An 11,933-nucleotide genomic window follows, 5' to 3' on the forward strand; every position below is an offset into this window, starting at 1 on the left:
GCCGCCGCCGGACACTCCCGACGACGGGCGCGTCGCAGGCGTGGTGCTCTGTGGGCGTGCCCACGGGATGTCCTCGAAGGACGGGGACGGGTGTCGGTCGGCTTCATGCGCCGGTCCCGGGCCTGCGCGCTCTCGATGCGCTCCTGCCGACGCCATCGCCGAACGCACTCTGCGTCGTCGTCAGAGGGACGGCGTTCCTCGGCGGGGTCGAAGATCAGGCGTCCTTCGGGCTTGTGACACCTACACCGGTGGTCGCGGCCGAGGCCTTGCCGCGGAAGGTGTGCTGCTCCTGGTCACGCCGTGGACCGAGATTGCCATGGATGACCTGGGTATGAGGTGGACCTCGCGCGACTGGCCGTTGACGGTCGCCGCATCGACGAGGTGACCGACGGTGCCATGCGTGGGGTGGCTGACCCCGCGGACGAGGAGCCGCGGAACTTCGCGATCGACCTGGCGACAGGAGCAGTCGTGGGCGGTGCCTCCCTGTGGCGATGGGTCACTCGACCCGTGGTGACCGCTGTCCCGCATCAGGCGCCGCCTCTCGAGCGGTGCCGTAACCGGAGGAGAATGGGTCTTGCTGGAACGACCACCGGTCGCCCGGGAGCCAGTCCCGCCGACGCCCGTCCAGATCGACCGATGGGATCTGTGAATGTCACGAGACGAGACAGTTCCGCGACGGGCGCGCGACAGCTGCCGTCGAGCGCTGGAGTCAGCCGGGCTGCGCAAGCGGGCAGGTGACGTCTACACCTTCGACTCCGGGGTGGACGGCACACTGGGGCGCGTCGCCCTGAACACAGCGAGCAACGGTCCCGGGGGCCGGTTCGAGATCAATCCGGTGATGGGTGTCTGCCATGAGGGCATCGAGTCCCGACGCTCCGCCCTGGTGGGGACGAAAGGCCGTCCCTACGAGCTGGCCACCCTGTCTTCGGCCGTCGGGTACCTGATGCCGGAGGGTGCCTACCGGGCGTGGTTCTTCGAGGACGGCTCAGACCTCGACGACGTCGCAGGCGACCTGGCGGCGGCGGTGGTCGCGTACGGGTTCCAGTTCGGACAGGACCACGCGGAGCTCGAGGTCATCGCCGATGACCTCGAACAGGTTCGCTTCACCACCCTCGAGGCCCGCAAGACCCGTCTGCCGATCGCCTACGAGCTGCTCGGTCGACCACGGGACGCGCGGCGGACCCTGGATGCGTCGTTGGCGGAGGTCGAGGGTGAGACTCACATGGCGGCCGAGCAGTTCCGTACGTTCGTGGAGCGGTTCGAGGCCGAGTTCGCGGGCCCTGGTTGAGACCGGTGTCGCGTGCAGCGAGGATGTCGCGCGAGCAGGTCAGCACGTGCGGACGAGGCAACCGGTGATCGAGTGCGAGAACGTCCCGACGCATCAGACCGAGGATCCGTCCTCGGACGTGACCACCGGCGCGAGATGCCATGACGTCTGACGACGGGATGGGCCGGAGCCTCAGCACCATGCGGCTGGAGACACGCCCGACGGCGCAGCATGCCCAGGGGAAGGACCTGGCCGACCTCATGGTTGTCCGGCTCCCGGAGTGAACGGCTCGAGCCCGCAGCCTGTTGCCCCGGCACCAGGTCGCGCGTAGACATGGGCGCTGTGCGAGGTCTGCAGCAACACGCCTACGAGTCGTACCTGCACGACCTGACCGGAGCCCTTCCGGAGCGCGTGCGGGCTCGGGGTGGGGACGGTCCCGGTGCTGGTGACGAGCCCGGGGGCGTGGTGGCGCTGCGCTTCCGGGACCTGCCTGAGCCGGGCATCCAGACGGTGTTCACCTCTGGGCTGTCGCGGGCGCGGCAGGCGGTGTGGACGCAGGGGCGCCCCGAGCTGGTGCTCAGCGTGCGCAGTGCCGACCCCGGGTGGGCGTCGGCGGTAGCCACGCTCGCGCAGTCGATGAGGGACGTGTGTCCCTTCCGGGTCGGTGATGTGATCGGCTCGCGTGCTCCGCTGGCCGGAGACACGACGATGACGTCGTGGTTGTGCTTCGCGCCCGCTGTGGTTCCTGCAGAGGCGCGGCGCATCGAGGTCGGGGACGACCTGCCGATCAATCTGCAGGGCCTCTACCCCATCCATGCGTCGGAGGCGGACCTGATCGCGGCCCACGGGCTGGGCCCGTTCTGGGACATGGAGTGGGACCCGTACGACGTGGGTCGGCCCCCCGCTCGACCCGGCGCACCCACGCGCCGAGGACGACGTCGGTGATACCCGATCTCTTCACGGGCAGCTCGGGCGCGGACAGGGCGTCGTGCGGCTTGTTCAGGGGAGCGACACTCGCCGGGGTCTGGATGGTGGCGAACCCTGGCTCCTGGTGGAGCCGGTGGATACTCAAGCCGGGGGATCCCAGGTGGCGCGCCCCCGAACGAGGATCAGGCCGCACGAGGAGTCGCAACATGTCGACAGTCACGCACCTGGACGGCTCGATGGAGCCTTTCGACGAGAGCAAATTGCAGAGCCTGCTTGATGAGCTCGTAGGTGCTGATGGAGAGCACGCGGATGTGAGCGTCCAGCACACCGACGGTGTCTCGTTGTCCGTGTTCGCCTCCGGTCGCTTGGTTGTCGAAGATGTCGAAGAGGGTCTCATCGGTCCGATCTGGAGCCGAGGTGCAGATCGTTCTCAGACCCTGGACGTGATGAACGTGGTCGGCACTGGCGATTTCACCGTCAGGCGTAGCGGCTTGAGCTGGACGGACGGCTACGGACCTACTGTCTGACCAATCTCGATTGCTCCCCTGCCGGCGCGGAGTCGTCGCGGCGTCCGGTCCCGTTCGACGTCGTCCTGCACGAGGTCCAGCAATCGGGATCCTGGCTGACCGACTCAGGCTAAGGAGGGCAGGCAGCGCGTGGTGACGTCCAGAGACCTGCAGGGCAGATGGCTGGACCGTGACGGCCTGGGCTTGGCGCGGGCGGTCAAGGCGTGGTTGTGCGGCGGCTCCCCGCGTCCTGACGGACTGGGCGAGGTCGATGGGCGGGTCGACTTGCGGGGAATCTCCCTGACGAGCCTGCCCACACAGGTGGGCTCCCAGGACGATCCGGCCGCCGGGGCGTGCTGGGAGGGGTTGGACCTACGGGGCGCCGACGTCGACGAGCTGCGCCTGTTCGGGTCCGTGATCAGGGACTGCCTGTTCGACCGCGCCGGCTGCGTCGGCTGGCGGGTCTGGGGAAGCACGATCGAGGATTGTTCGTTCGACGGGGCGAGGATGACGAGCCGCGGCCTGGGAGGCGGCGGGCCGTGGAATGACCGGTCGACGGTGTGGCGTCGCGTGTCGTTCGCCAGGACGGTCCTGCGGGAATCGAGCTTCGTCGGATGCGTGCTGGAGGAGTGCGCATTCGAGGCGCCGGGGCGTCGGCTGGTCATCCAGGACTGCGATGTCGACCGGGTGATCTTCCGCGGACCGTTGCCGTCCCTCATCGTCACGGGGCAGGGGGCGCGCGCGGAGGTCTCCCCGCATGCCTTCGAGGCCGACTTCTCCCAGGCCGTCTTCGACGACACGAGCCTGATCGGGTACGTCCTGGACAGGACCCTGCTCCCGAAGCAGGAGGACCTTCGGGTCGTGCATCGGTACAGGTCCGTGCTCGGGGCGGCCATCGATCGCCTCCAGGCTGGAGACCCTGACCAGGCGGGACAGGCCGCGGTCGACCTCCTGGCCGGTGTGCTCCAGGCGCACGCCAGCGAGGAGTCCGACTGGGCCTTCGACCTGGGCGGCCTCGGCTCGACCGCGGTCCCGGGCCTGCGCGAGCGCCTCGACGACGCGCTCTTCCCGCGCTGACGACGACGGGCACCCTCTGCCCGTGCGGGCCGATGGGATCCGAGATCAGTCCGAACCACTCGTACGCTCAGGGTGTGAGGGACTGGGGTGAAGCATGACTGAGGAGTCGCGGTCGGTGATCGAGACGAACATGGTGGCCTTTGACGGCCCCGGTTCTCGGCCGGTTACCGGCGAGGTCGACGTCGTCCGGATCGGTGAGTACACCTGTCCTGCCCGCGTCGTCTCCACCGAGGCCTCGATCGGACCCATGCGTGGGGTCGTCCTGGTGTACGTCTTCAGGCCGGTCGCGGCCGACTGGTCGCCGGAGGTGGATCGCGGTGTCCTGGGGGTCTCGAACCTGCTCGTCCCACCTGTCCTGGTCAACAAGTTGCCGTGGACGATGAGATTCTTTCGGCGGGTCTCGCACCTCGACTTCGTCGGAGGCGAGGTGCTCGATCAGCACTGCTTCAGAGACACCCGCGGCTGGTTCTTCGACGAACGGTCGCGACGCTTGGAGGGATCCGTCGAGCCGGTCGGGGAATGGGGGTTGCAGTCGTATCGGACCGTCGACGACCGGTTGAGTGACGCCCTGGGGATCGCCCGTGTCTGAGTCCCTTGTCATGGTGGGGGCGGGATGGGGCTCACGCGCTGGCGACGAAAGCCGTGGACGCGCCGAACGGCGCCGCCTGGGGCCAGTCCTCGGATCAGCTGTCGACGGGAGGACACCTCGTGGCGAGGGACTACATCGGTGATGCCCGATCTCTCAGCGGGCAGCTGGGGCAGCTCGGGCACGGGCTCTGGGAGTCCCGAATCGACGACGTCATCGTCGGGGGCGCCACCGGTACAGAGATCCTGATGGGCCTGAGGTTCGTGCTCGGCAACCTGGTCGAGAGCGGGGAGTGCGACAGCGCGCTCGCCGACCAGGCGGCGGAGCTGCGACACGCGATCGACGCTGCTCTGTCGTGAGGGTGCCGACGCGGTCGGCGCCGGAGGCCCGTCGCGCACGGCTGTCCTGGAGTCAGATCGTGATGATGTTGGTCGTGAGGTCGATGGAGTGCTTGGCGAGCCCTCGTCGGGCCGTGGCGAGGAGCTCGGCCACGTCCCCGGTGGGTTCCTCGACGCTGTCGACCTGGATGCGGACCCGGGCGCCGGAGGCCTCGGGGTAGGTGTCGACGAGCTGTCCGTCGAGGGCGTACGTCGCGTAGTTGTTCAGCTTCTCCCGCAGTCGCGTGACGTCGTGGCCGTCGGCGCTCCACGGCTCGGCGTGGACGAGGATGAGGGCGACGTCGCCATCGGCGTCCTGGGTCACCAGGTCGACCGTGGCGGGGTCATCGAGGCCTGCCATGAGGGTCTGCTCCTTGGGTCCGGTCCGTCCTGTGCTGAGCAAGCCTAGAGCGGGCCAGCTGCGTCTCTGTGGCGCGGAGTCCGTGAGCAGGACCGTGTCCGGCACCGTGCCGGGGGCACGTGTCGGGGTCGCCCCTCCGGTGACCTTCCTGATCACCGCCCCGCCCTGTTGAGTGTCCCCATGACTCCGGACCTGCTGCGTCGTCGACGGCTGGGGACGACCTAGTGGCCATCGGGAGGCACGAGGCTCGGGCCGCGGCCGAGGGCGAGCTCGACCGCGGCATCAGGACGTCGCTGCGTCAACCGGTCTCGATCGACGACGGCGCGACGCAGGAGACAGCAGACGTGTTCGTCTTCTTTTACAACACCGTCGCCTTCCTGGAGACCGGGGAGGTCAAGCACGCCCTCGCCGGGAACGGCCCCGTCATCGTCGACCGGGCCACCGGTGCGTGTCGCGTGGCCGGGTCCGGGCGCCCGTGGACGGAGCAGCTGCCGTGACGGGCCTGCTGACCGCGGGTGAGCTGCCGCCCGGGTTCAGCTACCCCGAGCCCTTCCTCCGTGTGGTCCGGCTGGGGCTGACGAACCTGGAACCGTGGCAGGTGCTCGACGGTCACCTCCTGCGCCGCCATCGGCAGGGTGTCGGCACCCGTTACCCGGACCGGCGCCTGGTGGTGTTCGCCCGCCGTGGTGACAACGACGACCTGGCTTGCTGGGACCTCGACCGCGGACCGGGGCGGGTGTCCGTCATCCATGACTTCGCCGCTCCCGGTTGGGAGCAGCGAGCGGACCTCCCGGGCTTCGACGCGTGGCTCCGGCGGGCGGTGGAGGACCTGCTGGCGTTCGAGTGACGGAGAGTGGGGGTCGTCAGCAACGACGGATCGAGATCGAGGTGGTCGTGTGAGCCCGTTCGAGGCAGCGTCGGACGAGGTGGCGGCGCAGGTCCGAGGGTTGTCGGTCCGATCGGCCGTCGGCCTGTTCTGGGCCGGTTCGGTCGCCCTCACCCGCGACTACGTCCAGTGGTCCTCGGCGGTCCCCGCCGACCCAGAGATCGAGCGTCTGGCGGAGGCGCAGGTGGCGGCGCGCGAGATCGCCCTCGGACGGGGACCGGCCTCGGCGGTCCTGCTGGCCGAGGTGGAGTCGCGGGTGCCGTCCGGGCCGTCGGACGTCGCGGGCTTCACAGCAGCCCAGGACTGCTGGATCTGCGTCGACTCGGCCCTGCGCCTGGCGCTGGGCCGGCTCGAGGCTGAGGACGGGGCGTGGTTCCTGCTGGAGCCCGCGTTCCACCGTGTGACGGAGCGGTTGTCCGGGGTCTACGACACCGGCTCGGCAGACCAGGAGGACACCGAACGAGAGGCGCTCGACGACCCGGTCCTGGCAGGTGCGCGCCAAGGCCTCGATCGGGGGATCCGGCTCCTCGCACGCCACCCGGAGCCCGACGAGGACGTCCTGGCCGAGTGCCTGGTGTCGGTCTCGGCGATCGCTGCGGCCGCCGAGTGAGCAGCGACCGGCCGGCCGGCAAACCCGACGTGCCGCCGGACTGGTCGAGGTCGATCCGGGTGACCGAGGTCGTACGCTCCGTCGTGAGCCTGCCGGCCCCTGGGCGGAGACGAGGGAGCGGAGTCATGCCGAGCTGGACCCCACCTCCCCGACCTGTGCGGCAGCTCCTGCAGGAGGCGCTTCCGTTGCTGATCCGCGGCACTGAGGTGACGGACCCCGTCGTCACCCTGTTCGGCGACGGGTGGGGCATGACCCTGTGGTGCGACTGGACCGTCGACGCACTGGCACTGGGCTCGTCGTCTCCCGACCTCGAGGACCGCGTCTGGGACCTCGTCGGGATGAGCATCGTCGGGGTCGAGACCCGCGCGGGCGTCGGACCGGTCTTCGCCCTGTCCGCCGGTCACGAGCTGGCGCTGGTGGAGGGCGACGACGACGAACCGTGGGTGATGCACCTCCCTGGGCTCATCCTCACCGAGGGCATCCGGGGCGCCTCATGGGGTTGACGGACGGTCGGCCCAGCAGGCCCGCAGCAGAGGAGTCAGGACGATGAACGAGGTGCTCGCCGAGGCGCGCGTCCTGCCGCTCCACGCGCAGGTCTCCGCACACGACCGCGGCACGACCGACCTCCCGGAGTGGGTGACCGGGTCGGAGGCGACGGTGCACTCCGAGCGGGCCGTCGTGGTCGCGACCCGACCGGACACGGCGGGTGACGTGCTCGTACGGGTGCTGCTCGGTGACGACGCGGAGGCCGGGACCGGCGTGTTCGACGGTCGGATCATGATCTCGACCGCGCTCGAGGTGGGATCCGTCGTCGCGTCGGACCTGGTCCCCGTCCCGGTGGCGCCTGGCGCGCACCGTCTCGCCGTGTTCGTGCACCCCGCGGACGCTCCGTCGGTCGTGTCGTTCGTCCTGGGACGGCCGCCGTGGACCTGATCCTCAGGTTCGTGGCGGACCACCTGTCGTGGCTGTGGCGCGGAGGTCGCTTCCAGATCACGGACTCCCGCGCGGACCGCAGCAACGGGGGCGACGGCCTGCTGGTCGTCGAGTCCGAGGGCCTGCGGATCCGCTTCACCTGCGACCGCCGGCAGCTGATGGCCGACGTCCAGCCGGTCCAGGACCCAGGGGACTGGTACTCGATCGACCTGCTCCGCCGGCTGTGGACGGGCCGGCCGGAGTCCTCGGCGCTCCTCGACGCGTCGTACGCCCGGTTCCTGCAGCTGCACCTCGACGAGATCGAGGACATGGCCGCGGGGGAGCGGTGGCCCGCGGCGAGGGCTCGCCTGCGGGAGCTGCGGGTGCAGCGGTCGAAGGAGCTGTTCGGCTGACGGCGCGGTCCGGCGGGGAGGCGCTCTTGTGCTCAAGCCGCTGCCGGAGCGACTCATGGGTGAGGATGGCGGGATGACCTCGTCTTCCGGACCCGCTCGCAGGGACGCGATGGGCCGCAGCGCACTGCACTACGCCGCCGTCGACGTCGACAACGTGAGGGTGCGACGCCTGCTCGACGAGGGCGCCGACGTGCGCGTCGTGGACGGGCGGGGGTTCACCCCGCTGCACTTCGCGGCCCAGCAGGGGAACCTCGAGGGTGTCCGGGTGCTGCTGGCGGCCGGCGCGGACCCGAGGGCGCAGAACGCCCTGGGCAACGACCCGCTGAGGTCCGCGATGCAGGCGCCCCAGGACCTGGAGCTGATCATCAGCGAGCTGATGGCGCACGGGGCCGACCCCGAGTCGCCGAACGCCCACGGCTCCAGCACGGCCACGATGGTCCGCCTGATGGAGCGGCAGGACCTGGCCGACCTCATGGGTGTCCGGCTGTCCGGATGAGCCCGGACCAGCAGCACCTCGTCTTCACCCTCGACCGGCACGACCTCGCGGACGCGCTGGGCGTCGGGGACGTGTCGTCGTGGGCGTGGGACGAGCTGGCCGGCGCGCGGTCCGCGCAGGACCCGGCGACGGTGGAGGCCTCCCTGAAGCTGGGGGACGCCTTCGGGTACGACCACCGCTGGTGCGACCCGCTCGTAGATCTGCTCGGCCAGGACTGGCACACGCGGCACGAGGACGTCGCCTTCATGCTGGGCCGGGTGGGGTGCGTGGACGCGGTCCCCGCCCTGGTCGGAGCGACCCGGTGGGTGCCCGACTACCTGGACTACGACGAGTCCCGCCAGCTGGCCGTCAAGGCGATCCACTCGTTGGGGCGGATCCCCGGCGACGAGGCACGCGTGGCCCTAGAGGCTCTGCTGGACCACGAGGACCACGCCCTGCGTCCCCGTGTGCGACGGGTGCTCGACCGCCGCACCGACGCGGGGGGAGTGGGCTCGTGACCGACCTCAGCGGTTTCGAGGGCCGTCTGGACGAGCTGACCACGCGGGTCCTGATGCCCCTACGGGGCGACAAGTCGTTGGACGGTCAGGCGCTGACCGAGCTCGAGGAGCTGGTCCAGGAGATCGGCGACAGCGGCGCGGTCGCCGAGACCATCCCGACGGCCTTCGCCGGCAAGCTGTGGTTCGTCTTCTACGCGATGCACGACGAGGCCGACCACGCGCGTGCGGAGGCCGGCGCGATCAGGAGGGCCGCCGCGGGCTACCAGGAGGCGCTGCGGGTTGCGATCTTCGGGCCCTGGTGGGGGCGCGGGCGGTAGTCCGGCGCGGTGGGGTCTCCTACGCTCCGGGGCATGACCGACGTAGCGGCTGCCGGGTCCGAGCTGATGCGGCTGCGGGGCGACCCGGCCGCAGGTGGCAGCCCGGGCGGTGCGGGGCTGGTCACCGTCCGGGCGCGGGTGCCACCACCCGCCGACGGTGCCCAGGACGAGGCGTGGGCGGTCCTGCGACGCGTGAACGACGTGGTCCTCGCCGCGGTCCTGCTGCCGGCGGAGGAGCACGCTGCGCCCGACGCCGACCGCCACCTCCCGCCGTGGTTCCGGCAGGCCTGCGCCCCCGAGGGTGCGCGGTCACCGGACGAGCGACGCTGGACGGCGCGCAGCTGGCTGTCCTGGTTCGACCCGTCGGACCGCCCATGGCGGTGGTGGGACGCCGAGGTCGTCACGCCCGATCTGGTCCGGGTCCGGGTGGAGGTGCCGGGGTGGCCGGTCGCCCTGGGCGCGCTGGCGTGGGCGCTCGAGGCGGCCGGCGCGGTCGACGTCACCGAGGACGAGAGCTCCGGATGACCGTCTACGAGGACGGGACCGAGGTCCCCGAGGGTGGCGCCGTCGTGGGTGGACCGGCTGTGGGGGCCCTGGCCTTCGGCTGGCTCGGACCCGGTGATCTCGGGCCTCCCCGTCATTGTCCCGACTCCCTCCTGCGCGTGCTGGAGGACGCGGCCCGGTCGCCGGTCGGGCGCACGCGCGGCTTCCACCGATGCCCGTTCTGCCCGGATGCCGAGTTCTGGCTGACACGCCACCAGACCACGGACGGGTCGGAGCTGTGGCTCGGGAGCGCCGCGATCGAGGTCCGTGACAGAAGTGGTCGGACCTGGCAGGCGCCGAACCTGGTGCTGCACTACGTGACGGCGCACGGCTACCTGCCGCCGGCGCCGCTGGTCGAGACCTACGGCACAGCGCGGTGACCCCCGGCCTCCAGCAGCTCGTCGCGCTGGTCCCGCCGCCGCCGGTGCCCGGGGCGTACGCCATCCCGGCCGCACGGCTCGCTGCCGAGGCCTCCCTCGGTGTCACCCTCCCCGACGATCACCGCGCGCTGCTCGACACCTACGGGCCGGGCGCGTTCGACGACTTCCTGTGGCTGCTCGCGCCCGGCGCCGAGGAGCGGCACCTCGACCTGGTGGAGCAGGCACGCGTCAGGCTCGAGGCGCTGCGGTCGCTGGCCGCGGGCGGCGAGGTGGTGCCGTACGACGTCGACGGCGGCGAGCTGCTCCCGTGGGCGGTGACCGACAACGGCGACGTCTGCTTCTGGCGGTGCTCCCCGCGTCACGACCCGGAGCGGTGGGGAGTCGTGGTGAACGAGGCCCGCGGGCCGGCGTGGGAGCCGTTCGACCTGACCGCGACGGGTTTCCTCGTCGCGGTTCTCTCGGGCCGGGAGCGAGTACGCGCCTTCCCGTCGGACGTGCCGTCCGCGCAGCCCCGGTTCACTGTTCGTGCTGCGGGAGGGGCCGGCTGAGGCCGATCCGCGGGCCCACGGCCTCGGGCAGCGGGTAGGGCCGTTCGAGGCCGGGTCGGGTGCGGCGCAGCGCGGGGTCCTCGCGCATGGCGTGCACCTCGGCGGTGAGGTCGGTCAGGTCGACCATCCACTCGTCGACGTAGGCCGCGACCGTGCGGCCACCGAGGCCCACCTGGATCGAGCGCCACGGGAGCGGGTCGAGGGTCGTGGAGCGTTCGGGGTCCCACTGCACGCGCACGGGGCTGGCTTCCTTGAGCCGGGCCCAGGTGTCGCGGTCGGGGTGGATCTCCGCGTCGAGGTGGCTGAGGCAGGACGACGCGAGTGCCTCCTCGAAGCCCGCGCGGGTGATCCGGACGGCCAGGACGCGCTCCTGGTCGGGCTTGGTCGCCCAGCCGCAGCGGTACATCATCCAGAGGAACGACGGCTTGACCCAGGTCATCCGCTCGCGCTTGAAGGGCGGCACGAAGCGCCCGGCCTCGAGGGCGGCGTCGGCGACCCGGTCGGGGTAGGCCTGGTAGACGGTGATGGTCTGGTCGTCGTAGGCGGCGCGGACCTGGCGCAGCGGCGGGGTCGACGGAGACACGGGACCATCATGGAGGCAGGACGATGACGCTCGACGAGGTGCGTGCCCGGGTGACCCGGCTGGACGTGCCCTCTGACGCCGTCGTCCTCGGCCACGGTGCGGCGGCGAACGAGGCGTGGGTCCTGTGCGACGAGGGCAGCCGGTGGAGCGTCTACTACGCCGAGCGCGGCGGACGTACCGCGGAGCGCCGCCACCCCACGCTCGAGGAGGCCGCCGAGGACCTGCTGACACGCCTGGCCCGGGTCTTCCCCGCCGCTCGGGAGGTCGGTGAATCTCGGACCACCTACTACCTCAGCTCCCTCGAGAGCACCCGGCTCGCGCAGGTGCGCCAGTGTCACGTCCTGCGGGTGCTGGCCTTCGACAACGGCAAGCCGGCCCTGCTGGTCCGCCTGCAGCCGCCGCTCCCGGGGCAGGAGCTCGGCGAGCGCGAGGACGTCGGGGTGGTCGTCCTCGCCGCCCGTCACCGGGGCGCCTCGGTCGACCCGGTCGCGGAGTTCCCCTGCTTCGTCCACGTCGCGGTGGCGGCCGAGGGTCGGGAACCGCCGCAGGACCCGGTGAGCGCCGCGGACCTCACCGTGGTCGGCTGGGGGGAGCTCTACCGGACAGCGGCGGACGCCGCGGCGAACCGCTTCGAGTGACCGGGGCCG

General features: G+C 71.3%; 21 protein-coding genes. 19 read left to right on the forward strand and 2 right to left on the reverse strand.

Annotation, left to right across the window (positions count from 1 at the left end; all coding sequences use genetic code 11):
• Nucleotides 1-649: 649 nt before the first annotated feature.
• The 6 genes from ENKNEFLB_RS02210 to ENKNEFLB_RS02235 all read left to right on the forward strand — a co-directional run bounded on the left by ENKNEFLB_RS02210 (nt 650) and on the right by ENKNEFLB_RS02235 (nt 4,722).
• Nucleotides 650-1,288: a hypothetical protein gene (locus ENKNEFLB_RS02210; RefSeq protein WP_214057703.1), complete on the forward strand. Its 639-nt coding sequence runs from the start codon at nt 650-652 to the stop codon at nt 1,286-1,288.
• A 441-nt stretch (nt 1,289-1,729) separates the two neighbouring features.
• Nucleotides 1,730-2,212, forward strand: coding sequence for a suppressor of fused domain protein (locus tag ENKNEFLB_RS02215; RefSeq protein ID WP_214057704.1), 483 nt, complete (start codon nt 1,730-1,732; stop codon nt 2,210-2,212).
• A 188-nt stretch (nt 2,213-2,400) separates the two neighbouring features.
• On the forward strand, nt 2,401-2,721 hold the full coding sequence (locus ENKNEFLB_RS02220) for a hypothetical protein (protein WP_214057705.1): 321 nt from the start codon (nt 2,401-2,403) through the stop codon (nt 2,719-2,721).
• A 300-nt stretch (nt 2,722-3,021) separates the two neighbouring features.
• Nucleotides 3,022-3,777 (forward strand): pentapeptide repeat-containing protein, encoded by a 756-nt coding sequence (locus ENKNEFLB_RS02225; RefSeq protein WP_214057706.1) that lies wholly within the window; start codon nt 3,022-3,024, stop codon nt 3,775-3,777.
• Between the two features lie 94 nt (nt 3,778-3,871).
• The gene (locus ENKNEFLB_RS02230; RefSeq protein ID WP_214057707.1) at nt 3,872-4,366 is read left to right on the forward strand and encodes a hypothetical protein; all 495 of its coding nucleotides are present in this window, start codon (nt 3,872-3,874) and stop codon (nt 4,364-4,366) included.
• 119 nt (nt 4,367-4,485) lie between these two features.
• The gene (locus ENKNEFLB_RS02235; protein WP_214057708.1) at nt 4,486-4,722 is read left to right on the forward strand and encodes a hypothetical protein; all 237 of its coding nucleotides are present in this window, start codon (nt 4,486-4,488) and stop codon (nt 4,720-4,722) included.
• Nucleotides 4,723-4,774: 52 nt separating this feature from the next.
• Here ENKNEFLB_RS02235 and ENKNEFLB_RS02240 read toward each other — a convergent pair whose 3' ends face one another.
• The gene (locus ENKNEFLB_RS02240; RefSeq protein WP_214057709.1) at nt 4,775-5,101 is read right to left on the reverse strand and encodes a DUF6572 domain-containing protein; all 327 of its coding nucleotides are present in this window, start codon (nt 5,099-5,101) and stop codon (nt 4,775-4,777) included.
• 224 nt (nt 5,102-5,325) lie between these two features.
• Here ENKNEFLB_RS02240 and ENKNEFLB_RS02245 point away from each other — a divergent pair, with 224 nt between their 5' ends.
• The 12 genes from ENKNEFLB_RS02245 to ENKNEFLB_RS02300 all read left to right on the forward strand — a co-directional run bounded on the left by ENKNEFLB_RS02245 (nt 5,326) and on the right by ENKNEFLB_RS02300 (nt 10,703).
• On the forward strand, nt 5,326-5,598 hold the full coding sequence (locus tag ENKNEFLB_RS02245; protein WP_214057710.1) for a YrhB domain-containing protein: 273 nt from the start codon (nt 5,326-5,328) through the stop codon (nt 5,596-5,598).
• Nucleotides 5,595-5,948, forward strand: a complete 354-nt coding sequence (locus tag ENKNEFLB_RS02250; RefSeq protein ID WP_214057711.1) for a hypothetical protein — start codon at nt 5,595-5,597, stop codon at nt 5,946-5,948. Before ENKNEFLB_RS02245 ends, ENKNEFLB_RS02250 begins: the two co-directional genes overlap by 4 nt.
• Before the next feature lie 49 nt (nt 5,949-5,997).
• Entirely contained in the window at nt 5,998-6,597 is a 600-nt protein-coding gene (locus ENKNEFLB_RS02255) for a hypothetical protein (RefSeq protein WP_214057712.1), read from the forward strand.
• Between the two features lie 206 nt (nt 6,598-6,803).
• The gene (locus tag ENKNEFLB_RS02260; RefSeq protein WP_214057713.1) at nt 6,804-7,100 is read left to right on the forward strand and encodes a hypothetical protein; all 297 of its coding nucleotides are present in this window, start codon (nt 6,804-6,806) and stop codon (nt 7,098-7,100) included.
• A 43-nt stretch (nt 7,101-7,143) separates the two neighbouring features.
• Entirely contained in the window at nt 7,144-7,530 is a 387-nt protein-coding gene (locus ENKNEFLB_RS02265; protein ID WP_214057714.1) for a hypothetical protein, read from the forward strand.
• Nucleotides 7,521-7,922, forward strand: coding sequence for a hypothetical protein (locus ENKNEFLB_RS02270; protein ID WP_214057715.1), 402 nt, complete (start codon nt 7,521-7,523; stop codon nt 7,920-7,922). Before ENKNEFLB_RS02265 ends, ENKNEFLB_RS02270 begins: the two co-directional genes overlap by 10 nt.
• Nucleotides 7,923-7,995: 73 nt before the next feature.
• Complete coding sequence (locus tag ENKNEFLB_RS02275) at nt 7,996-8,418, forward strand: ankyrin repeat domain-containing protein (protein ID WP_214057716.1); 423 nt, start codon at nt 7,996-7,998, stop codon at nt 8,416-8,418.
• Entirely contained in the window at nt 8,415-8,915 is a 501-nt protein-coding gene (locus ENKNEFLB_RS02280) for a HEAT repeat domain-containing protein (RefSeq protein WP_214057717.1), read from the forward strand. The genes ENKNEFLB_RS02275 and ENKNEFLB_RS02280 overlap by 4 nt, the downstream gene beginning before the upstream one ends.
• On the forward strand, nt 8,912-9,232 hold the full coding sequence (locus ENKNEFLB_RS02285) for a hypothetical protein (RefSeq protein WP_214057718.1): 321 nt from the start codon (nt 8,912-8,914) through the stop codon (nt 9,230-9,232). Before ENKNEFLB_RS02280 ends, ENKNEFLB_RS02285 begins: the two co-directional genes overlap by 4 nt.
• A gap of 33 nt (nt 9,233-9,265) precedes the next feature.
• Nucleotides 9,266-9,757: a hypothetical protein gene (locus ENKNEFLB_RS02290; protein ID WP_214057719.1), complete on the forward strand. Its 492-nt coding sequence runs from the start codon at nt 9,266-9,268 to the stop codon at nt 9,755-9,757.
• Nucleotides 9,754-10,155, forward strand: coding sequence for a DUF7919 family protein (locus ENKNEFLB_RS02295; RefSeq protein WP_214057720.1), 402 nt, complete (start codon nt 9,754-9,756; stop codon nt 10,153-10,155). Before ENKNEFLB_RS02290 ends, ENKNEFLB_RS02295 begins: the two co-directional genes overlap by 4 nt.
• Entirely contained in the window at nt 10,152-10,703 is a 552-nt protein-coding gene (locus tag ENKNEFLB_RS02300; RefSeq protein ID WP_214057721.1) for an SMI1/KNR4 family protein, read from the forward strand. The genes ENKNEFLB_RS02295 and ENKNEFLB_RS02300 overlap by 4 nt, the downstream gene beginning before the upstream one ends.
• On the opposite strand, the gene ENKNEFLB_RS02305 is transcribed toward ENKNEFLB_RS02300, so the two are convergent.
• A complete protein-coding gene (locus ENKNEFLB_RS02305) occupies nt 10,672-11,286 on the reverse strand; it encodes a DUF4291 domain-containing protein (RefSeq protein ID WP_214057722.1) in 615 nt (204 codons plus the stop codon). The two genes, ENKNEFLB_RS02300 and ENKNEFLB_RS02305, sit on opposite strands and share 32 nt — an antisense overlap.
• 23 nt (nt 11,287-11,309) lie before the next feature.
• On the opposite strand from ENKNEFLB_RS02305, the gene ENKNEFLB_RS02310 reads away from it, so the two are divergent.
• Entirely contained in the window at nt 11,310-11,924 is a 615-nt protein-coding gene (locus ENKNEFLB_RS02310) for a hypothetical protein (RefSeq protein WP_214057723.1), read from the forward strand.
• The last annotated feature ends 9 nt before the right edge of the window (nt 11,925-11,933 follow it).

Origin of the sequence: Nocardioides aquaticus (genome assembly GCF_018459925.1) — a bacterium.
Taxonomy (GTDB): Bacteria; Actinomycetota; Actinomycetes; order Propionibacteriales; family Nocardioidaceae; genus Nocardioides; species Nocardioides aquaticus.